Source organism: uncultured Ruegeria sp. (assembly GCF_947497005.1).
In the GTDB taxonomy this organism is placed as follows: Bacteria; Pseudomonadota; Alphaproteobacteria; order Rhodobacterales; family Rhodobacteraceae; genus Ruegeria.
The window spans coordinates 172,325-193,704 of record NZ_CANMFF010000001.1; the positions used below are offsets into that span (position 1 = coordinate 172,325).

Below are 21,380 nucleotides of genomic sequence, written 5' to 3' on the forward strand. Positions count from 1 at the left end.
CGAGTGGCTCTGAAACAGATAAAAACTCAGCGCAGACGGCTGGCGGACGAGGTTTACGATCAACTGGTCGAGGCCATAATGAGCCGCGAAATTTCTGCCGAAGACCGATTGGTTCAGGAAAAGCTGGCTGCAGAGCTGAATATCAGCCGAACCCCGGTGCGCGAGGCCCTGATGCGGCTGGAAACTGAAGGAGTTCTGGAAGTTGCCGCAAGCGGCGGGTTCCGACTGGCGCGCATGGACCAATCCGAAGTCCGGCAACTGTATCAGGCGCGCGCCGCCATCGAAGGTCAGGCTGCCCGGATTCTCGCGGCCCATGCAAGCCCGGTGGTTCTGGACGGTCTGCGGGAATTGATTCGCCGTGAAGAGAACCTGACCAACCCCTCGACCCGTGACTATTTCATTGCCAACCGACGTATTCATCGCGCCTTCATGGTCGAAGCCGGAAACAAATTCCTACTGGACATGTTCGACATGATCTGGGGCAAGGCGATGGCCTTCCACCTGTTCTCCGCCATCGAGAATGTAGATATCACCAAATCCCTTGGCAATCACCTGACACTTGTCGACGCGATTGCAACCGGCGACGTAACAGAAGCGCTTGAAACCTTTACCGCTCATATCCAGGCCGGGTTTGACTTGCAGATCGAAGGGCTGGAGGAAGCGGATAACGGATGAAGCACAAAACAGGCGGCCAGATCGAGTGCGCCAGGACGCGCCTCTCCCCGGCTGAGCTGCCCCCGACAAGGCCACTGGGGCAACAGTGTTCTGCTCTGGCAGCTTCATGACAAAATGCTCAATTTCGTCTATAGTTGAATTTCTCATTACGAAAACACTTCGATTCCATCGGAGTTGAGATTTGAACGAATGGTTTTTCCATAGGCGGTCCCAAGTCGACAATTCGACCACCTCGGATTTTGGAGGGAGAAATGAGCGCAGACGATAACGACAATCGTAAAGAATACGATCAATCTGACACCGAAAAGACGGAACCGGAATGCGGGTCTGTCGATGATAGGCTTTCCGCGATCGAGCAACGTCTCGACCAGTTGATGCGCGTTATGGCCCCTGGCCCGGAAGACAGGCTGGAGACCGTCGAGCATCGCGTGGACGCGCTTTTGACATCTATCGAAGCATTGGGGGAAGTAGGTGATCAGTCCTCTGGCTTTGATCCCACCTCAACCGGGCCTGCCTTTGGTTTCGTAGATGCCGGCAACGTTGGCGCGCCGACGCGCCGCACGTTCAGTTGGGCCAAAAACTGCTGCAAGAACTGGTGCAGTATCCGTGCCAGCAGCAAAGGTTGTCACCCTAACGCCTGCTGATCGAGTAATCCCGTTAACCGGGGAAAAAGCTATCGTAGCCAATGTCTATATCATCAGCGAGGATTGATGCGGCCATCAGGTCTATTGCAGATACGCTCGTAGCAGCTCCGATCGAAACGGATGCAATCGGACTGGGTAGTGCCGTCGCCGGAGAGGCGCTGGCATTGCTGGCGGCAAGCAAATTTCTGAATGAAGATCGGGTGCGATCTGCAGCGTCTCGTCGCCTCGCGAAAATCTGGGCGCGCGACCGAGACCTGAGAGGAACCCCTGTTTCGTTGCTCGATGGCCGCGCCGGTCTAGGATTACTTGCCTGCCATGTATTGGACTGGAAGCCCAACGATCCCGAAGCTTTGCTGGCGGTTGATCGCGCGCAGCGTTCGGTTGCGCAACGCCTTCTCGAAGCTCCGTGGATGGGTCATTTCGATCACGTCTCCGGGCTGGCGGGCATATCTGTTTTCCTGTGCGAACCACGATCCCGGACGACCCGCATCGGAGGAACGTCGCTTTGTTTGCGTCTGGCAGACGAACTTTGGAGACATTCGGCGCGATCGGGTCGAGGCATCGCGTGGACAGAGCCCTATTCCTCTCCGGAAGACGAGGTCGGCCCCGAGAAGACATCGCACTACCTCGTCAACATGGGATTGGCTCATGGGTCTCCGGGTGCTGTTCTGGCTCTGACCCGTTTGTGTCGGCGGCATCAGTTCTCTTCGCGACGAATCAATGATCTCAAAGATGGGGTCCAATTCCTTCTTTCCCACCAAGGAGAGTTTTCAGACAGTGGCTTGTCGTCCTGCTTTCCCTGCATGTCAGCGCTCAGTCACGCATGGGAAGTACCGTCACGTCTTGCGTGGTGTTACGGCGACCTTGGCATCTTATACACAACGCTCGCGGCGGCGCCGTTGATTGGGATGGAAGACGAAACACGGGATATCACATCGCGTGTCCTGAATTCATGCATTGCGAGACCTCTCAGCGAAACCGGCATCAATGACGGCGGACTGTGCCATGGCGATGCTGGAATAGTGGTGATGGCCCTCGCCATTCGGTCGCTCTATCCCGAAGTCAACATCGACCCGCTTATCGAACGGCATGCCGAACGGCTTCTGGATCTCGTGGGACGTGAGCTGAGCCCCAAAGGGCTTCCTTCGATCGGATCGGGCTGGAAGACGTTTCGGTCAACGGACCTGCTGACGGGGTCAAGCGGCGTCTTGCTTGCACTGCTTGCTTTGCGGGACCCTGGTTTTCTCAGGTACCTGACGTTTTTGGGGTTGGACATTGAAGACCGCAAACACTTTCAGCCTCAACCGAAACAGCACAGCTCTCGCCCCTTTCTCGGAATTCGTGTGTGCTTGCGTTCTCCGCAACACGATCTCAGTGGGGTAAGCAGCAATTCCTATGCAGGAGATCTGGAAAAGCAGGCGACAGAATTACTTCGTGATCGTGCTTTCGCCTTGTCGTTGTTCATCGCACGACCTGAGTTTTTCTCTGCAGTCTTGCGTGACCTGGATAGAGAAAAACGCCTTGCACCAGAGGTCATCGGCACTCTGTTTCGGTTCATTTACAGAATGTGTTTTCGCCCCACGCCCTTCGGCGCATTTGTAGGCGTGGGCGCACCATTAACGGTTTCGAACAACAACGTCGTCACGTTGCCGGATCACAGCCTGGACATAGATCTGGACTGCGGGTTTTTAACTCACGCTGCTGCCAGAGTTACCGAGACGCGAAACACGAAGCTGCGGTGCAACCCTTCGATCTGGTGGGAACAGGACGTTCTACACTGGATGACCACCGGTGATCTCGATGGCCCCTGGAACCATGAACAACTTATCGCAGCTGCCGAACCCGGCTTGGCCAGATTCATCTTTGACGTCATGTCCGTTTCGATTTCCGATCTGGAAGCAGCCCTTCAGGACCTTCCCATCAAAACAGCCACGACGATCTCCGATCTCCGTCGAGCCGAGGTTCTGATACCAGAAAGAGACCCAATCCTTCTGGGACAGAACGCAACCGACAGAACGCTGGATCGGATGCAAACGAATGTCCCTGCCGCGCAAAGGCAATCAATGAAAGAGCTCAGGACCGCTCTCGAAGCTGCGCGCCACAGACCTTCGCTAAACGCGTTGAAGCACCTCGTTTCGAAAGCGGAGACGTTTGCGCCGGGTTGGAGGGGCGATTTCCTTCACGTCGATGCCCATTGCGACGCTCCGCTGGAAATACCAAGGCACGCAGTGCAAGCACTGACCAATGCATGGCGTATGTTGGAAAAGGTCGGTTTTCGATCACCAAGGCCAACCCGATTTCTGGAGTTCGAGCGGCGGTTTCTCGACCGGTACGGTGACCGTGCCGTTTTGGTCGCCCAAGCCGTAGATGCCGAAAGCGGGCTTGCATATCTCGGAATGCCGCTACGAATGGATTTCGTCACTGGTACGGGATCAACATACAATTCCCCCGAGCCGAACCTCAAGGAATTCCCAATAGAAACAGATTGGGAGGCGCGCAGATGGCAGCTTTCTGCAAAAGAAATCGAGACCCTGCATGACCACAACGCAGGTCAAGAATCTTTCCTCATCCAAGATGGCGTTCTTATGAGCAGGGTCGGATGCAAATCCGGACACAAGCCCATCTGGATGGCATATCCAGAAGGTATTTTTTCGGGTGGGCCCAAAGCGATATTCGGCCGTTTCTCAAGAACAAATCAGTCCATCACTGACGAATTGATGTTGCACAGCCCCAAGCGCGAAGAAGATTCGACAATCGTTGATGCAGATATCCTGTGCGCCACCGATCCCCGGTCATCGAACATCCTGCGACGCGCCGAGCTTTCCCAGTATGTAATTGAAATCCTTGGCGATAGCGGGTTGCCTGCCGAGAAGAAAATTCCACTTCACGATCTGTGGATCCGTCACGATGGCAATCGGTTCCGACTTTACTGGGGCAGCCGTGGCGTCGAGGTCGTTCCGCAATTGCACGCCGCCCATCAAAGCCCTCCGGGTGCTCCGGCGGTCTATCTTCTGCTCATCGACATTGCCATGCACATGCGGCAACCAACCGTGATTTGGTCATGGCAATCGCAGAGCAACCGAACTCGGCTGCCCAGAGTCTCGGCGGGAAATGTGGTCCTTGCGCCTGAACGTTGGCGGCTGTGTGTCCCAACAGACGTGATCAATTCGAATACAGTGGAAAACTGGCTGGAAACCACCCGCCGACACTTGGATTTACCGAGGTACATTGCCCCTACAGATGAGGCCAGCGACATGGCCACGCCGTGGGATCTGGATAACTCATTTTCGACGGCGAACCTGCTCAAGACGCTTAAAAAAGGGCCGCTCTCGGTCTGCGAGTACCTGCCGACACCTGAGGATTGGTGGATCGACTCTTCGCAAGGGCGCCTGGCCGCAGAGCTCGTTTACGCACCTGCAAAGACAGTCACTACGCCCTATGTGGAACACGACGCAAACCCCGCAGCGTGGCAACCGCTGGGGGTAAGAGCGGAAGACGCCAACTCGTGGTTATACCTGCGGCTATTCGGGGATGCGATGAAGCTGGAACAGTTCCTGAGGCTACAATCGAAAAGACTGGAACTATGGCAGCAGAGCGACCTCATCGAAAACTGGTTCTATGTGAGATATGCAAACCCGGAACTCGAACTGCGCCTCCGCCTCAAGTTTAGAAACGATCATGATCAGGTTCTGAGAAACCGGGCGCTTGTCCATTTGCGCAAAACGGCTGGGGTATTGGTCGACAGGTTCCTGGTTGATGACTATTTGCCTGAGACGGCGCGGTACGGAGGTGAGTTGGGGCTCCGCGCTTGCGAGAGGATATTCTGGGCCGATTCAATTGCTGCGCTGCAGGTACTTAACAATCCGGAAATCAGTCGATCCAGACGTTGGATGGCATCAGCCGCAAGTATCGATGCCTTGTTCGAAGACTTGGAACTCCCGACTGGCGTTCGGCTGGCGATCTCTGAGCGATGTGCGCAACACTACGGAGGAGGCCCGGCGTCGCGTCGGACAGCGCGTCGCGCCACAGCAAAGGAATGGAAGAGTGCATGCGTTGTGCTGAAGGACCTTGGTGTCGGCAAGGACAGCCAATCGCGCCCCGCTCTCTGGAATATACGTGCGGCTAAACTTCATCCGGACCTCAGATGCCTTCAACGAGAAGAACAAGATGGCAGGCTGGGAAGCTGTTTGGCCGATGTGTTGGGAAGCCTCGCCCATATGTCCGTCAACCGAATCCTGCACTGGGGAACGGTTGCAGAAGAAGCCGTCATCTATGAAGCCCTATGTCGGCATTATCGAACCGAAATGAACCACGGCTGGAAATCGTCGTAAATCGAACCCCTGCGGCATCAGAGGTTAATCTGAACCGTTCCTCTGAAGTGTACGCAATTTGCGGGTATCTCGTCCTCCAAACGACATGACCGACGAGGAAGGATCAGAGTTTAAGGGTGCGCGGATTATGCACATTCGAACAGAACGCCCGATGCCTCTGCGCTCCGAGGTCGCGTTTAAAGCGTGTGCCGTTTTGGGACGTACCGACTGATCGCATAATCTGCGAGGGCGGAAAGTGATTTTGCCACACCGCCACGCGGCAGAACGCCAAGCGCCGTTTTTGCCTGTTCGCGGTATTTTTCAGGCAACTCCTGCCTTTTGATAAGATGTGTGGCCTCGGAAATCTCTGCCAAAAACCTTGCGGGATCTCTATGGCTGATGAACGCGCTGGCTGCTGCACCGCCATTGTGCCCTTGTGCCGCCTTGAGAAGGGGCACGCTGAAGAGGCCGCTCGAGAGGTCCGATGCAAAAGGCGTGCTGCCAGGGGATCGATCCAGAGCAAGTTCCTCTTCGGTCAAAAGATAAACCAGACCAAGGTTTTCACCATAGTCGCGAAGGGCGGGCAGAAGATCGTTTCTGCCGGAATGGATCGCACCAAGCTCGCAAGGCAATCGGAAGAAAGACGCCATACATTGCCGCATTTGCGCGATACGGATTTCGACTGCCAGATCAGGTTGCCATGCGGCCTGAAGCTCGGACACGCGACCTTCACAAGCCGAAGCCATCGCACCTAGGATCGATGGTACAAGATCCGGACAATCCCGTGCGCCGACTTCGTGTGCTTTGGCCAACAGGTAGTCGCCTGTGAGTATCCCCAGCTTGTCGCCCCAGTTGGCTTTGGCATCGGCTTTTACTCCGGTCGCCTCGATACCACGGATGCCGCTCTGGGCAAGAAATCCCAAGTACGCAAGTTCCAGTGCTGTCGCCGCCGCGCGACGTTTTCCTGCATCAACGTCACCCAGATAGGACGTCAATAAAAGCAGCAGAGAAGGGCGAAAGGCGACCATGTCAGCTCGTTTGCCTGCGAAGGACATGCGCGTCAAAAACGGCCAATCGGTTCGAACAATGTGGTTGAGACGCGCGCCCACATCGCGCAGATCGTCACCCAGCGGCATTTCCGGCACGCGCACAAGTGGCGAGACATCGTCAAGCATGACGCTTTCCACATCTCCGCCCGTGCCTTCAGGGACCAAAACGGCACGGCGCAGCATGTTATGAACAGGTTTTTCGCTTTCAAACGTGTCATCCAACACGCGCCAGATGAACTCGTAGCGGCGACTTGCGCGGTTCCCGAGCGTGAAATAACCGGCAAAGCGATCACCCAGCAAAAGCGCATAATCGTCCGCCGCCACCTTGGGACTTGCTCCGGTGCGGAGACACCGATCCGTGGTTTCCGCTGCAAGGGCACCAGATTCCAGCGCAAAGCTGATCCCTTCGCCGGTAAACGGGCTAATAAGACCTGCGGCATCGCCAACCAGCAACAAACCCGGGTTAGCGGCGCGTTCAGGTGCAAAATCGAACCTCAGGGGCGCCCCCAAGGTGGTGTCAGTCAACTGAATACCCGAATATTCAGGATAATCTTTGCGGAGCATTTCCAGAAACTGATCAAAAAGGGCCCTGACATTGGTATCAAACGCCCGGCAGAACAGGCCGACGCCGACATTCGCAGTGCCCTTTCCCGTTGGAAAAGCCCAACCATAGGACGGCAACAAATACCGGTCTGTGACATCGGTCAGCGGCAGCATGATTTCGAGAAGTGGCGGGGTATCGCCACAACCTTCGACATAGCCGCGAAGCGCCGTACCATAGCCTTGCTCGGGCATTTCCCGCAATCCTGCGGCTTTTGCCAATCGCGACGCAGCCCCGTCAGCAGCAATGACCGTATACCCGCTCAAAGTAACGGTCGTGCCATCCTGCATGCGGGCTCTGACGCCCGTCACTATCTCATTTTCGTCCGGAATCAGGTCCTCGGCTCGGCATTTCGGCAGGAAAGCCGCACCATCTGCCCGTGCCTGACACAGAAGACAGTCATCCAGCACCAGACGGGGTACAACCAGGCCATAGTCGTCCTTGCCCTCATATCGAAAGTCACGATGGCCCTTGTCGCGCATATGGACACGCACGCCTTCGACCACCTGCTGGTCGGCAAGCGCGGGCAGAACGCCGAGACGTTTCAGCTGAGTGATGCCTGAACGGGTGATACCGTCTCCACAGCTTTTGTCTCGGGGGAAATCTTCGCGGTCGATTAGAATGACCCTTCGACCACGCCGCGCAAGCTCGATGGCCGCAGCGCTGCCGCCAGGGCCCGCGCCGACAATGATGGCGTCCCACTTTTCAGTCGATGCTTCCGTCGGTGTCGCAAGCGGCAGATCACCGGCAAGGGGGCCCGTACCATCCATGTCAGGCCATCCTTTCAACCGAGAGGCGGGCAAGATTTGTAAGCGAGTCGCGCAGCACATGATCGCCAAGTCCGGCGATGACCGTTACGGCTGCTGCGGATTTGTCCCGTGCCAACTTCGCGGTCGCTTCGACCGCGCCCGAGGTTCGAACGATGTCCACGGCGCGCGCGATATCGGCGTCTTGCATATTGGCCAATGTCAAACTCGCGCGCAATTCGTCCGCTGCCTTCCCGTTCTGGCCCAGACAGATGAGCACAGGCATTGTATAGGCCCCTTCGCGCAGATCGGACGCAGACCCTTTACCCAGCTCTGCGCTGCTTGCAATGTAGTCCAGAACATCGTCGCGCAGTTGAAACGCAAGGCCGAGATTCTTCGAATATGCGATCAATGCGTCACGGTCGCGATCACTTACGTCCCCCAGCATTGCTCCCAGCGATGCGGCGAGAATAAACAATTCGGCCGTCTTGCCTTCCAGCATTTCCAGATGCTCTTCGATGAGCCAGTCGGCGTTATAGGCATTTTCTGCTTCGCGCAGCTGACCAAGACAAAGCGCAGCGCAGTGTTCGCCCGCCAGTTCAGCGGCTTTGGGGCTGATTGAATCCAGCATTGTTACTGCGCGGGCCAGAATGAATGTTCCGGCAAAGCTGGCGATAGGCGAAGACCAGCGGCAGTTCACGCTTTCAGTGCCGCGCCGAAGCTCGGCCCGGTCCATTACGTCGTCATGATAGAGCGAGGCAACATGGATCATTTCGACCGCGGCTGCCGCCTGAATTGCCTGTTTGCGGCCTTCTTCGTCGGCGAGGCCGCGCGCTGTAAGCAACAGCAGAATAGGCCGCAGCCGTTTCCCGCCAGCACCAATAAGCCAGCGGACTATGTCCTCGAACCCTGGCCGGTCCGAAGCGACAGCATCCAACATGGACGCTTCGACTTGGGGTATCGTGGCCCGGATCTGTTCGTCTTTCAACCAGTCAGACATCCGCAATTTTGCGGAACTGCGCCAGTGTCTTGTGCAAGCGCTTCGATTTGAGGGCCGCTTCGGAGTTCCTGATGAAGCTGTCGTAGCCCTCGTGCAACGCTTCGGATCCTGCGCGGACAACAATTTCACCTCGGTGGAAGGCATCAATTACGGTCATCTTTCCTTCCGAGATTGCAACAAGAGCTTCCGGAGAGATCGCGCCGACGCCACGGTCCTTCCCTTTGCTCTTTTGGTTCGGGTTGATGTGAACTTCGCCGCTCATGACCGAGACTTCGACTGACCCCATACCGAAAACACCGACCGTCGCTCTGGCCCCGTCATACTGTTTGACCAGTTCGGCATATTCCTTTTTGGCATCCGCCTTGAAACCCGCAAGAGCATCTTCGGCCAGTTTTTCGACCGCCTTGGCACCTTCTTCCGGTTGCATCCGCTGTTTATAGTCTGCCACGTTCGTATCCTCCGTTCCAAATTACCTAAATCAGACCGAGCCGACTGACGCGCGCGCATCCACACGTCCGGCCCCTTGTTGCGTGATCGGCGCGCCAATATCGATGGCAGTGGCCATCAGTACTGCCTTGATGTCAGCAGGCAGCAGCGTCGGGTTCTGCTGCAGCATCAGTGCCGCGACCCCGGCGACATGGGGACAGGCCATAGAGGTGCCGCTGGCTTCAAGATGCAGCGGATCGATCACGGTTGCGTTTCCGTTCATGTCATTGCCGGTGGCCGAACGTGACGCAACGATATCCACACCAGGAGCGGTCACATCGGGCTTGTCGCGCCCATCCGGCGTTGGTCCGGGACTGGAAAAACCAGCCATGTTGTCACTGTCGTCGCTTGCGCCGACCGTGATCACGGACCGTGCTATGCCTGGACAGCGAATGCGTGTGTCATAGGTGCCGCAATTGTCATTGCCCTCGTTGCCAGCGGCCACCACAAAGGTCACTCCGGCAGTCGAAGCCGCGTCAGCAGCGACACATAAAACGCATGTTCCGTCTGGATCGACCCAATTTCCGTTTCGATGGGTGAAGCCCCAGGAGTTTGAAAGTACATCCATCCCATCCGCGACAGCCTGCTGGATTGCCGACACGCAGTTGGGGGCGTTCCCACTGCCGAATTGATTCAAAAGCTTGTAGTCGTGAATAACCGCCCCCGTGGCGACGCCTCGGAATGTCGCACCGTTGCTCGCGACAACGCCCGCGCAATGCGTCCCGTGCCCGTTCAGATCGCCCAACCCTTCGCCGGTAAAATCCTGTTGTGTGCCGAAATTTGCAGCAAGCTCTGGGTGTGTCTGGTCCACGCCTGTGTCCAGAACCGCGACGTCCACTTCGGCACCGGTGATCCCGCTGGCTTCAACGGCATCGGCATTGATAAGCGGACGGCTGTTATCCAGATCAATCAGGATTTGATCCTTGCAATGAGCTATCTTCAGAACATCGGCGCGCCCTGCAATATCTGTCAGGCGCTGGTCATCGGCCCAGACCACCAGGCTGTGGTTCAGCCAAAACGTCTTCTCGACCTCGATTTCACGCTCTCCAAAGCTCTTGGCGATCTTTCCCACCACGTCTTCGCCATTGCGGCGATGTTGCATGATCAAACGACGGCGCTGACGCCGGTCGAACGGACGTGGTGCTCGATCAGGTGATGTCCTGCCATTGCGCAGCAAGACCAGCACACGATGCCGGGGAAGCTGGGCGGTTTCGGTATGGCCAAGCAAAGCGTTCAGGCGCGTTTCCTTTCTGTTGGCCAAAAGGTCGCGCAGAATAATGCTATCCATTTTTGAGATGGACTCACTGCCAAACTCAGCGCGAAGCTCCTCGATTTCACGACGTTCCGCTCTCTCGAAGCGATCAACGTGATCCCGGCTTAATTCGGACATTTTGTGCTCCTTTAGATCATGGTTTTATGGGGTTTTCAGGAATGGCCTGACGCATAGTGGAATGGCTGATCATCACGACAGAGGCGTCATTGGCGATTGTCGCAATGGCTCCGGGCGAAAGCTCAACGGCGATGCTGTCAATAAGCCAGAGTTCAGTGACCCCGGTGCCGCCCAGATTTTCAAGCGTTTCGACCAGAGACTGCGTGCGTCGACGGAAGTAATCTTCGCGAGCCTTCGTTTCGGCACGCCGGAAAGCAGGCGCATCGCGACCCGTGTCTGACACCAGACGCAAGATGACTTGCACTGCATCCTGATCATGGCTGTCTCGTACGGCTTTCACCAGTTTGGATTGAAGCTGCGTGTCCAGCTTGCCCCACGCAGTCTCGGACAGGCCAAACGGATGAGGGCTGTTGGTTCCGGTCACGGTTCCATCCTCCTCGGTCATCCCCGCAGTGAACATAGCCGGTGCGACAGCGCGGTCGAAACGCGGATTCACGACAATGCCGGGTCCGGGTACAGGTTCAGCCGAAGGCGTGCTACGGGGCTGTTCCGGCCGGAAGCAAAGTTCGATCAATGCTGCTTCCTGCGCCCGCATGACAAGGGTCACTATACCGTTCGCCTGAATCTCTATGATCTGTACGCCCTGCTGCTGGGTTCCCGTCTGAGAGGTCAGGACCGTGCCAGCCGCATCTAGTGCAAAAATCGTTATAGGCTTTCCGCCACCAAAGCTCACCTTGAGGCGCACCCAATCAGCGGCGACTGGCAGATGAGCAAAAACACCGGCAATGGGAAGCATCAGTTTGGGTGTGCCTTGCGGCTGAAAACCGCCAATGATCTGCAGAACACTGCCCTTGGCTGGCAAGAACCGGACACCGCCGACGTTCAAAACCGGATGGCGCGAAGGCCCTTTCTGACCTCGGAAGTCGATGCAGCGTTCGCGTGGGGGGATTTCCGGATCAGGTTTCGGCTCGTCCGGGCAATGCGGTTGGATGGCAATGAACGCACAATCATCGATGTATCCAAGCACATCGCTACGTGGATCATCGCCGCTAAACTCAAGAAATACCGTTACGGCCTCGGCTTCAGCCGTTACACGGCCGCGCAATTGTCGCCAGGCACCATCCAGATCGCCTGTCCACCATTCGACCCAAGGCGCCCGCGGATCATCACCACCGCGCGGGTCCAACCCAAGCGCATAGCCGCCTGCACTGCGGGCCTCTGTTGTGAACCAACATGAGAACTCGTAATCCCATCCCGGGTTTGTGCCCAGCGATTGCCAGACACCAACGCGAAGGCCACGTTGCGCAGTGACCCTTTGAGACCTGTCACCGGTTCGGACGATGCAACCTTCGCAGTCAAAGGCATCGGCGGGAATCGGGGCCAATTGCGGAATGGGGTTACCCTTACCAGCGTGGAAAGCAGCCAAATCGGTTAACCAGGCATAAGGTGTCCAGAAACGGCCAACATTACCCGCTGGCAGCGAACGGAAACCGTCTTCGAAGCCCGGGTTCAACAAATGTACGACACGGACGGTCAGGTCGTCCTGACCAAAGTCACCGTCGTCATCCATGACTGAGCAGATGGCCCGGAAGTCACCACATTTGTCATAGATATGCGAGGCGGTCGCCGTACCTTCGGCCGCAGGCGGTTCGTTTGTTTCTTCGATCAGGGCAGTGCGTGGTTCGCTGCAATCGCCGAAATCCCACTTGGCTGTATGTGTATCGCACCAGCCGGGATCCCGGAAATCAGCGACAAGCGTGATCGGTGTGCAGACATAGGCAAAAAGATCCGGGCCTGCTTCGACTTCGGGCGGGACATTGGTGACGGTGACATGCAAGGTATCGACCGCCTCGCCACCATTGACGTCGCGAATTCGCACTGTGACGGTGTATTCGCCATTGTCACACCAAGCGTGGGTCACGGTAGAGGTACCTATCGCCTCGGGAGGTGTATTCGCTTCGGAAATCACACCCGGTTTCGGCGCGTGGTGATCGCCGAAGTACCACATGGATTCGTGCGTGTCGGGGTATTCGACATCTCTGAACCGCGCGACCAGCGTAACCTCTTCGCCCTCTTGCACCGTAAGATCCGGTCCGGCGTCCACGGTTGGTGGTACGTTTTCAACCGTTACAAGCGAGAAACTGCGGCTGCGCGCGCCACCCGGCTGGTTGATCATCAGCGCGTGTTTGGCGGTGTAAACACCGCTGGCTGCATAGACATGTTGGATCGAAGGCAAGACCGCAGCCGGAGTTCCGTCACCCGGCAGCCATTCGTAACCGGCGTCAGGATGTTCGTTCACAGCCGACAGCGACATGGATGAAGCGGCTGCGCCTGACCGCGCGCCACCCGAGTCCGCCGGAACGACATCGGTGTCTTCACAACTGCTTATGACCGTGAAATCTCCGGCAATTTCAAGACCGTCTGTATCAATGATGATCGGGTCCGAGAAAACCGCTTCGACCCGTCCGATCCGGGCAAGGTTTTCGGGCCAGCCGGTGATACCTGTAACCGTATTCGTAATTTCATCTGAAAGGATTTCGCTGCCCATGCTCTCGGCTATGCCGCGAACGACAAGTGCCACGATTACAACGACCAGCGCGCCCAGAATTCCGAAAGCGCCGAACGACAGTATCGCAGCGATTGCAGTCAGCACCCAAAGCAACACAGACTCTTCGGGATCAACATCGCTGTCGATTTCAAAGTGATCCATTTGCTGCCCGCCGATTGGGCCCAGCGAGCCGTTCGGCTGCCAACGTAAACCGACATCGTTGAAAAAGTCGGCATCCACATCAATGCTGCCAAGGATCGCGTCTACAACCGTCACTTCGCCGGATATTCGGATCGCCCCTGCCCTGAGGCTGACGTCCAGATCAGTCAGTCGAACTTCGCGACCGTCAGGCGTAAAGGTCTTCGGAAGATCATCATCCGACAATTCGGCTTCTTCGCGGGCCGTTTCAATCGACGCTTCGACCTGGGCCGCGCTGATGGCAATTGCAAAATCCCGGTCGGCCGGGATGAAATTGGCAAGGCCGCCTACGTCTCCACTGCCATCGTCATTCAAGGCGATAGCCAGAAACTCATTTGTCACGCCGACGGTGATGCTATCGACTTGAAACTCTTCGTCTGTCGCCTCCGGCCCCCAGATGTAGACGAAGTCACGCGCTTCCAGGTCCTGGTGAAAGAAGTCGCCGATGAACTCCTCAATTTCGGCTACTGTCGGGGCAGCGATTGCAATCTCGCCTATGCCACTGGCCAGTTCCTGTCCACGCGACATCAACTCGTCGGTAATCTGTGCATCGAGGTCAATCGCGACCAGTGGGATCGCCGCAAGCTGATCGCGGTTGTCGATGTAATTGTCACCCTCTGGTCCATATTCCGGACCAGCCGGATCGATTGCGTCCACGGTAACGGTCGCTGCATTCAAATCTGTGCGGAATTCCGAGCCAACCCGACTGAAAGGGGCAGTAATGTTGATCCGCGTTTCGATACCCATCGGATCCTGCGGGTCGAAGAACAATTGGACCGTCGGGCCAACAATAATGTTGAACATCCGCAGATAGATCGGCAGCGAAATCGTTATGTTACCGCCGGACACGGTCGTTACAATGTCATGCGCCACATCCGTGTCGTCATTGAAGATTTCGGCGTGGACATCAGTGGTCAACGCTCCGAAGGCAAATGGCAGTTCGGTCTCATCGATGACATGGGGTATGGAGGGAAAGACCGGGTCAATCGGACCGCCGGGACCGCCGTTTTCATAAGCCTTGTCCACGAATTCAGTTGCATACAACTCGATGTTGGCGGCAATCGGGTCGCCGCTGGTCAGCGTGGCGGAAACCTGGCTGCGCGGCAGACCATCCAATAACCAGCCAACATCCTGGCGCCCCGGAATCAGACCGATAGGCGCCGCCGCACCAAGGTCGGCTGTCATTGTCAGCATCTGTGCAGATGGAACCGGTGGGTTTTCAATCTCGATCTGGATCAGAACGCCAAGCTGTATTTCCGCTCCGGTGATGTCCGGACGCAAGCTTGCGTCCAACTGGTCTTCGGGGATCTGAACCGATCCGTCCGCTACAACGAAGCCACCAAAACTTTCGCCTGCAGGAACATCCATGAATTCGGGAATACGGCCTTCATCGCCGGGGTCTTCTTCATCGCCGGGGTCTTCGTCGCATTCCGCGGACTTCCAAGCCCCTCGAATAACTTTTCGCAGGACCTCTTCAGAGGCTTCGACGACAACTTCATATCCTCTTGTATTTGCCATCCTGACGTCCTCGGTCTATCGGCGCGATAGAAATCGCGCCCGGGTGTCTTCAAGCAGTGCCGGTGACAACGGCGCGGGGCGTGATATTGGCAAGCCTACGTTTTCCGGATCGCACGGCATGATAAAGCGACGCGGGCGCGAAGCGCGGTGCCGTAGCATCAAGTTGCCTGTAGGCAAGCAAAGGAGAGATGATCTTGTGGGCCGAGCCCAGAACTTCCAGTGGGTCGGAAATCTTCACAGTACCGATCAGGCTTGGGTCCCGCTTCGCGACGGATTTGCCCTTGGCTTTCACAGGAAACTGGCCGGCAACCTTGGATGCCTTAACCCTCGCAATTTTCTTTTTGGGAGCTGAAGAATGTACTACGCGCACCGGCACCAGCAAGGGTGACAGGTCAGGACGTTTTGAAATACCCTCGTCCAGTTTCAATTCGTCGAAGAGAACCTCAGCAAGATCGTGTTCTTGGCCGGGGTCGAATTCACGCTTTGCCGCCGCGAAAATCTTTTTTCGCAAACTTTGGCGTTCAGCGATTTGTTTCTTCGAAAATCGAGCTCTGTCCTCTAACTCAAGCCGACCTGCAAGATCCAGATCGAACCCGAGTTCCTCAAGCGCCAAAAGGGGGTTAATCAGCGCAGCGCGAGCAAGCTCTGGTGTTACATTCAAACGCGCAGCAATATCGTGCACTGCTGCTTGAACGTCCTGAAACGTATTCATAGCAGCCTTCCGTTTACGATTAAATCGCAACTCTGAAACGTCGTGGTACTGGAACAAAGATCTTTTGGGAGTCTGTCTTCACAATATATTTACCCGGTGATTCCGTCAATGATCTGGAACAGCCACAAGACAGGTTTGAGCCGGTATCGATGAACAGTGAGGGTGTCTAATCGCGATGTGACGATCGCACCTATTGGCGAAACCGGCCAAGGTTTTCAGCTCAAAAATACCTCGGCTGCCGCGTGACATTTGGATTAAGTTGTTACAGACAGTGGCTTGAACAGAGACAGGATTCCACAACGTCCGATTGTGTTTGATGCGCCAATTGCTTCGTTCTTTTGGCGGAATGGCAGAAAGGATTTTTTCAACGCGAAATTGGGCACCCCGCCTGACATTTTTTTTCTTTGAACAGACAGGTTATTTGTTCGGCCCGATAGGAAGAGACGCGAAACCTGGCGTTGTTTTCGGCGCTTTCGCGACGGTTCATCGGTGTTCTGAGGAGCTTTTGTTTAGAACATTTGTTTCTGGATTCGGAAAAGACCGCGTTGCAACTGACCGACAACGTGCCAGAGATACTCTTGCACCGTGATCCGGTGTTCCGCGACATTCTTGAAATAGTAGCTGAATTTAGCGGTCCCCAGCTTCAAGCTTGACCCCAGCCGAACCCCTTGCGGAGCTTTGCACACATGCGGCCACGATTCTGACACCCGCAAGCCCATCGTGAACCGCCGGAAATGCAACGGACGCGTCATGCAGCTTGCCTTTTCGGAAGGTCAGAATTGCTTCGGCAGCTTCTCGGTAAATACTCGCAACCCCTTCCAAGTGGCCCGCCGGGTATTCTGGCGAAACTCTGCTTAACCAATTGGCTGCGCCACCTGCGCCAGCGCCATTTCGGGTGATCACGCGCGCTCCACTTTCGAAACGAAGTAGGACGTGCGTGTTGTCATCGACCTGACGGCCCGGCACGAAAGTCTGCAAATCTGCAGCAAGGTTTTCTGCCCGCAACCCGGTTATTTAGCAGGCGATGTTATACTCATGTGCGCCAATATCACCGGCTGATCCCCAGCGCCCGAGCGTTCAGGATCTGTTCGCCACTCAGCCTGTTTGAAATCCTGCTGTTCAATGAGCCAATCCTGTGGGTAATCGACCTGAACCACGTGTATGTTGCCGCTTTCTTGTTGTGACGCTTCGAAACAACGGCTTCGAGCACCTCGCCTTCATGATCGACGGCGCGCCACAGATAGTGCCGCTTACCATTGATCTTCACAAACACTTCGTCGACATGCCACATCGATTTTGAATACGTCCGCAATTGCTGGACCCGTTTTCTGCGAATTTCTGACGCGAACATCGGGCCGAAACGGTTCCACCAATACCGCACTGTTTCATGGCTCACTTCGACGCCACGCTCGTGCAGCAGATCTTCGACATTCCGAAGCGAGAGCGGGAAACGGATGTACAGCATCACTGCAAGGCGGATAATCTCGGGGCTGGTCTTGCAATACTTGAAAGAGGCAGGATTAGTCATGGGCAAAAAAACTATGCAACCGCCCTGCCCGCCTCAAGACAAGTTCTTCTGACAAGACCCGCGCTAAGATGAGTTTTTCTGGCAAGTCACTACCAGTTATTCATCTTTTTCATAAACTATAAATGGCGTTCTTTTAGCGACTTTGTCGTACAGAACTCGACCGGGATAGTTAAATTCTTGAGTTGTCCAGTAGGTGGTTGGAACACCGTGCTGCTTAGCGATCTGAAAAACAGATTCGATCAGAGCTCGTCCAACACCTTTTCCCCTAACCTGCGGATCAGCGAAAAGATCCATAAGATAACACGTATCCTCCACCGACCACATGAACCTATGGTAAAGGTAGTGCGCCAATCCGACCGGTTTCCCTTCTGACTCAGCGATGAGACAATTGTATTCACCTGCATCCGTTGACAACAACCTGTTGAACGAAACCTCATAGACTTCTTCTGAAACAGAGGTCTCGTAGAAGTCCAAATATGCCGTCCATAAGCGGCGCCACTCTTGGTGATCTTTCAATTCGAGGGGACGGATAACTAAGCCTTCCGGCATGGAAGATTCCTCCAGCGTTTCTTTGATTGCTTACAACCGAGATCGCGCAATTCGGTCAAATGGGCTGCTGCCCGACGTCTACTCGATCATGTTTAAGTGGAATGTCCTCATCCACGGCTTCGCCCAATTCCTGGGCGTATCGATGACCTGCATAAACCGCTGCTGCTATAATCGCCGGCGCATCACAATCTCCAATGCGACAAAGGCTGAACTGCAAATCCTCAGGACTGACCCGGCCGAGCAACCCCCTGTAAAGGCTATCATTTGGTTTGCGAGCAGTAACCATAACAATGTTGGCAACGGGTACGGTCACACTTGGCCCGCCATAGGTACACTCTAACTCCGCGATTTCGCCATCAAACTGTACAAGCGACTTTGACGGCAGGACCTCGACACCTAGGCGAAGCAAATGCGTTCGGATGCGCCAACGTTCGGACGTTTTTCCTGCCCAATTAGAAACACTGTCAGAGGGTGTGACCATCGTGACGGCATGTCCCTGCGCTCGTATCTTCTCAGCAATAACGCTGGCCATGTAGTAGCCATCCTCATCAAAAACGAGCGTTGGTCCAATGGGAAGCTTTCCATCCATGATGTCATCAGGGGTAAAAACGCGACTTAGGGCGGCTCCTTCTGCGACCGGGACAAAACGCTCTTCGTCAAAATACTCCTTTCGCCAAGTCGCGCCGGTCGCAATCGCTACGTGATCAGCCTCAACGGCCAAGATATCGTCAATTGTCAGCGGACTTTCACGGTAGATTTCAACGTTGGGCATCTGAATCAATTGCTGCTCGCGATAGTCTTTGACGCGAATGTACTCGCTCATGCCAGGCAGGGCCGCTTCGCGCGAGATCCTGCCACCCAACTCACGAGAAGCTTCTGCCAACAGGACATTGTACCCTCGCACACCAAGTGCCCGTGCTGCTTCCAATCCGGCAGCCCCGGCCCCGACGATCAGAACACGCGCATCTGAGGACTTCTTGCGAATGATTTCTGGATGCCAGCCTTTGCGCCACTCCTCTCCCATTGTTGGGTTCTGGGTGCATCGAATAGGCACCCCGATCGAGTCGCTGGCGTAACAAACGTTGCATCCAATACATTCGCGGATCGCGGACAAGCGTCCTTCTTCGATCTTCTTTGGAAGGTAAGGATCAGCAATCGAGGGGCGTGCAGCCCCAATGAAATCCGTAATCCCCCGCCTGACTTGCGAGACCATGGTATCAGGTGACGTGAAGCGACCAACGGTCACGACGGGCTTATCCGTCACGGACTTGACCCAATGCATATAGGGTTCAAGAGCAGCTTCTTTGGTAAAACGGGAGACACCCATCTCGACCGAGTAGTCTGCGATGTTGATATCCCACAAATCCGGAAGATCGGAGAGCATCTCAAACATCTCTCGTCGCTCACCATAGATTGGTTGGCCATCCTCGCCGATCTCTTCATCTGCCGAGAACCGAACAGCCACAGCGCACCGGTCCCCAACCGCGTCTTTGGTTTCCTGAATCAACTCGCGGGTGAGGCGCACCCTGTTTTCCAAACTGCCACCATATTCATCACCGCGTGTGTTCACGCGCGGATGTAGAAAGTTTGAGATCAGGTATCCGTGCGTTGCGTAAACATAGACAACGTCAAATCCAGCGTCTCGCGCCCTCAACGCGGCCTTTCGATGCCAGCGGCGTAGATCCCGGATGTCCTGCTTGTCCATTGCGCGGGTCTGAAAAGGGTGCCCTTTCGTATTGGGACGGCTGTCGACGTCCATGCTCGGTAGCCGGGAAAACAAGTTGTTCGAGTTGGCGCCTCCGTACCAAAGCTCAGCACCTGCCAGGCTACCGTATTCGTGTACGGCATCGGTCATAAGTGTGTGCGCCCGAACATCACTGTCATCCCAAAGCGAAGCATAAGGATGCGGTAGGTCGTCAGAAGACGGGTGGATTGAGTTGTATTCCGTGCAAATGACGCCCCACCCCCCTTGCGCCTTCACTTTTCGCATAGCGGCAAGAGTACGCGGATATTGCCACCCCATACCTGTACAGTGCGGCACCTGAAAAAACCGGTTTGGCGCAGTAACTGGCCCGATTTCAACCGGTTCGAAAAAGATGTCGTAGCGAGGGTCCCTGTCCATTTTTGATCCTTGGTTGGCTGCGCCATGCGCTGGCTTATCTTGTCTGGAATTTCCGGTCTGAGAGCCACTCTGTTTCAATCACCGTTGTTGAACGCGGGCATTTGAAAGTGATCCGGGTAGACCTTGGAAAGGAAGGTGGCGATGTGATCCCGGGCAACGGAACGTTGAAAGTTCTCGGGATAGGTCAATAGTTCCAACCAGATTCCGTCGTAAAGAGCTTCCAGAATATTGGCGACTTGCCTTGGCGGTATGTCCTTATATCCACCGCCCTCAGCAATCTCGGAACACAGTCGCAGTGCAATGTCGTACCGCTCCTGATCGATATCATTGATCAGGCTGCGATATACTTCACGCCGTCCTGCCTCTCCGAAAAACGCAAACCAAACGGCTAGTTTCTTTGGAGTGCAAATCTGCGGGTGGAAGTGCGCGTCGACGATAGCCAACAGCTTATCTGGTGCTGACAACCCTGCATTTTCAAAGGCTTCCAACCACTGATCGTGATGTTCTTTTGCTAGAAACAACAGCGTTTCTTCCAGCAAGTTCTGTTTGCTTTTGAAATGGAAGTTGACGATACCCAGCGACAAGCCGGCTATCTCGGTGACGGTGGACATAGTCGTTCCACCAATTCCGTTTTCGGCAATCGAGTCAATTGTTGCGTCGATGAGTTGTTGTCTCCTCACCTCCTTGGACTCCGTGCGCCGCTGTCCCTCAGAGTTCGTTTTTTCGATTGGCGATTGTCTCACCCAAATGCATCCCATCTGCTAAAGCACTTCATCGGTCTTGCCTGCCCCTAACAGCCGTTCTCACTCAGCGTGTGGACAGTTGACATTTAAGCGATAGATGCCATTGATTGAACAATCATTCAATGGTAAAGGAAGAATGATTTGAAAACACCCCGGACGTTCGCAATCGTAGATCTAGAGTTCCGACCAAAAAGTGAAAACCGGATCGTGCACCAAAGAAATAACCCTGCGATGCAAAGCTCCCAAAGGCTCAATGCAGTCTTCAATCGCGGCCCAAGCCGCATCAGCCTGCAATTGATCCCTGAACTCGATAACAGCCATAAGCGTATGGTTGCGAAGCTCGTCGGTATCGTAACCACTTGCGGGGATGCGTCTGCACAAAGGCGTCCCTTCCGCGGCCAGGTTTGTCTTGATCAAATGTTCGACAAACGCGTTCCACGCCTGCTCGAACACGTCGAGCTCGACGGTTGGTTTCAATTCGAATTGGTTCAAAAGTCTTGGCATTCTTCACATACTATCCGGCAAGTATCACGAGCCAAACCTACGTAGTTCTCCCTGCAA

Annotated in this window: 13 protein-coding genes and 1 pseudogene; 3 read left to right on the forward strand and 11 right to left on the reverse strand. The window is 55.4% G+C overall.

The window, feature by feature from the left end; translation table 11 throughout:
• Positions 1 to 3 precede the first annotated feature (3 nt).
• From Q0816_RS00895 to Q0816_RS00905, 3 genes are all read left to right on the forward strand, one after another.
• Complete coding sequence (locus Q0816_RS00895) at positions 4 to 675, forward strand: GntR family transcriptional regulator (protein ID WP_298846454.1); 672 nt, start codon at positions 4 to 6, stop codon at positions 673 to 675.
• Positions 676 to 926: 251 nt separating this feature from the next.
• Positions 927 to 1,319 carry a hypothetical protein gene (locus Q0816_RS00900; protein WP_298846456.1) on the forward strand — a complete coding sequence of 131 codons (393 nt, stop codon included), beginning with the start codon at positions 927 to 929 and terminating at the stop codon, positions 1,317 to 1,319.
• Positions 1,320 to 1,360: 41 nt separating this feature from the next.
• Positions 1,361 to 5,650 (forward strand): thiopeptide-type bacteriocin biosynthesis protein, encoded by a 4,290-nt coding sequence (locus Q0816_RS00905; RefSeq protein WP_298846459.1) that lies wholly within the window; start codon positions 1,361 to 1,363, stop codon positions 5,648 to 5,650.
• Positions 5,651 to 5,826: 176 nt separating this feature from the next.
• Here Q0816_RS00905 and Q0816_RS00910 read toward each other — a convergent pair whose 3' ends face one another.
• The 11 genes and pseudogenes from Q0816_RS00910 to Q0816_RS00960 all read right to left on the reverse strand — a co-directional run bounded on the left by Q0816_RS00910 (position 5,827) and on the right by Q0816_RS00960 (position 21,323).
• Positions 5,827 to 8,049, reverse strand: coding sequence for a geranylgeranyl reductase family protein (locus Q0816_RS00910; protein ID WP_298846462.1), 2,223 nt, complete (start codon positions 8,047 to 8,049; stop codon positions 5,827 to 5,829).
• A gap of 1 nt (position 8,050) precedes the next feature.
• Positions 8,051 to 9,025 carry a polyprenyl synthetase family protein gene (locus tag Q0816_RS00915; RefSeq protein WP_298846464.1) on the reverse strand — a complete coding sequence of 325 codons (975 nt, stop codon included), beginning with the start codon at positions 9,023 to 9,025 and terminating at the stop codon, positions 8,051 to 8,053.
• Complete coding sequence (locus Q0816_RS00920; protein ID WP_298846467.1) at positions 9,018 to 9,473, reverse strand: hypothetical protein; 456 nt, start codon at positions 9,471 to 9,473, stop codon at positions 9,018 to 9,020. The genes Q0816_RS00915 and Q0816_RS00920 overlap by 8 nt, the downstream gene beginning before the upstream one ends.
• Before the next feature lie 30 nt (positions 9,474 to 9,503).
• Complete coding sequence (locus tag Q0816_RS00925) at positions 9,504 to 10,901, reverse strand: S8 family serine peptidase (protein WP_298846470.1); 1,398 nt, start codon at positions 10,899 to 10,901, stop codon at positions 9,504 to 9,506.
• Positions 10,902 to 10,917: 16 nt separating this feature from the next.
• On the reverse strand, positions 10,918 to 15,165 hold the full coding sequence (locus Q0816_RS00930; protein ID WP_298846474.1) for a PKD domain-containing protein: 4,248 nt from the start codon (positions 15,163 to 15,165) through the stop codon (positions 10,918 to 10,920).
• A gap of 49 nt (positions 15,166 to 15,214) precedes the next feature.
• Positions 15,215 to 15,934: a hypothetical protein gene (locus Q0816_RS00935; protein WP_298846477.1), complete on the reverse strand. Its 720-nt coding sequence runs from the start codon at positions 15,932 to 15,934 to the stop codon at positions 15,215 to 15,217.
• Between the two features lie 1,108 nt (positions 15,935 to 17,042).
• Positions 17,043 to 17,405 (reverse strand): annotated as a pseudogene (locus Q0816_RS00940) (IS6 family transposase); the annotation flags it as partial.
• A 96-nt stretch (positions 17,406 to 17,501) separates the two neighbouring features.
• Positions 17,502 to 17,954 (reverse strand): GNAT family N-acetyltransferase, encoded by a 453-nt coding sequence (locus Q0816_RS00945; protein WP_298846480.1) that lies wholly within the window; start codon positions 17,952 to 17,954, stop codon positions 17,502 to 17,504.
• Positions 17,955 to 18,009: 55 nt separating this feature from the next.
• Positions 18,010 to 20,076 carry an FAD-dependent oxidoreductase gene (locus tag Q0816_RS00950; RefSeq protein ID WP_298846481.1) on the reverse strand — a complete coding sequence of 689 codons (2,067 nt, stop codon included), beginning with the start codon at positions 20,074 to 20,076 and terminating at the stop codon, positions 18,010 to 18,012.
• A gap of 74 nt (positions 20,077 to 20,150) precedes the next feature.
• Positions 20,151 to 20,756, reverse strand: a complete 606-nt coding sequence (locus Q0816_RS00955) for a TetR family transcriptional regulator C-terminal domain-containing protein (protein ID WP_298846484.1) — start codon at positions 20,754 to 20,756, stop codon at positions 20,151 to 20,153.
• 237 nt (positions 20,757 to 20,993) lie between these two features.
• A complete protein-coding gene (locus tag Q0816_RS00960; protein ID WP_298846487.1) occupies positions 20,994 to 21,323 on the reverse strand; it encodes a hypothetical protein in 330 nt (109 codons plus the stop codon).
• Positions 21,324 to 21,380: the final 57 nt, after the last annotated feature.

Excerpts from the sequence above, each read along its gene's own strand:
- Q0816_RS00900 (WP_298846456.1), top strand. The coding sequence starts at position 927 with ATGAGCGCAGACGATAACGACAATCGTAAAGAATACGATCAATCTGAC.
- Q0816_RS00905 (WP_298846459.1), top strand. The coding sequence starts at position 1,361 with ATGTCTATATCATCAGCGAGGATTGATGCGGCCATCAGGTCTATTGCA.
- Q0816_RS00910 (WP_298846462.1), bottom strand. The coding sequence starts at position 8,049 with ATGGATGGTACGGGCCCCCTTGCCGGTGATCTGCCGCTTGCGACACCG.
- Q0816_RS00915 (WP_298846464.1), bottom strand. The coding sequence starts at position 9,025 with ATGTCTGACTGGTTGAAAGACGAACAGATCCGGGCCACGATACCCCAA.
- Q0816_RS00925 (WP_298846470.1), bottom strand. The coding sequence starts at position 10,901 with ATGTCCGAATTAAGCCGGGATCACGTTGATCGCTTCGAGAGAGCGGAA.
- Q0816_RS00930 (WP_298846474.1), bottom strand. The coding sequence starts at position 15,165 with ATGGCAAATACAAGAGGATATGAAGTTGTCGTCGAAGCCTCTGAAGAG.
- Q0816_RS00945 (WP_298846480.1), bottom strand. The coding sequence starts at position 17,954 with ATGCCGGAAGGCTTAGTTATCCGTCCCCTCGAATTGAAAGATCACCAA.
- Q0816_RS00950 (WP_298846481.1), bottom strand. The coding sequence starts at position 20,076 with ATGGACAGGGACCCTCGCTACGACATCTTTTTCGAACCGGTTGAAATC.
- Q0816_RS00960 (WP_298846487.1), bottom strand. The coding sequence starts at position 21,323 with ATGCCAAGACTTTTGAACCAATTCGAATTGAAACCAACCGTCGAGCTC.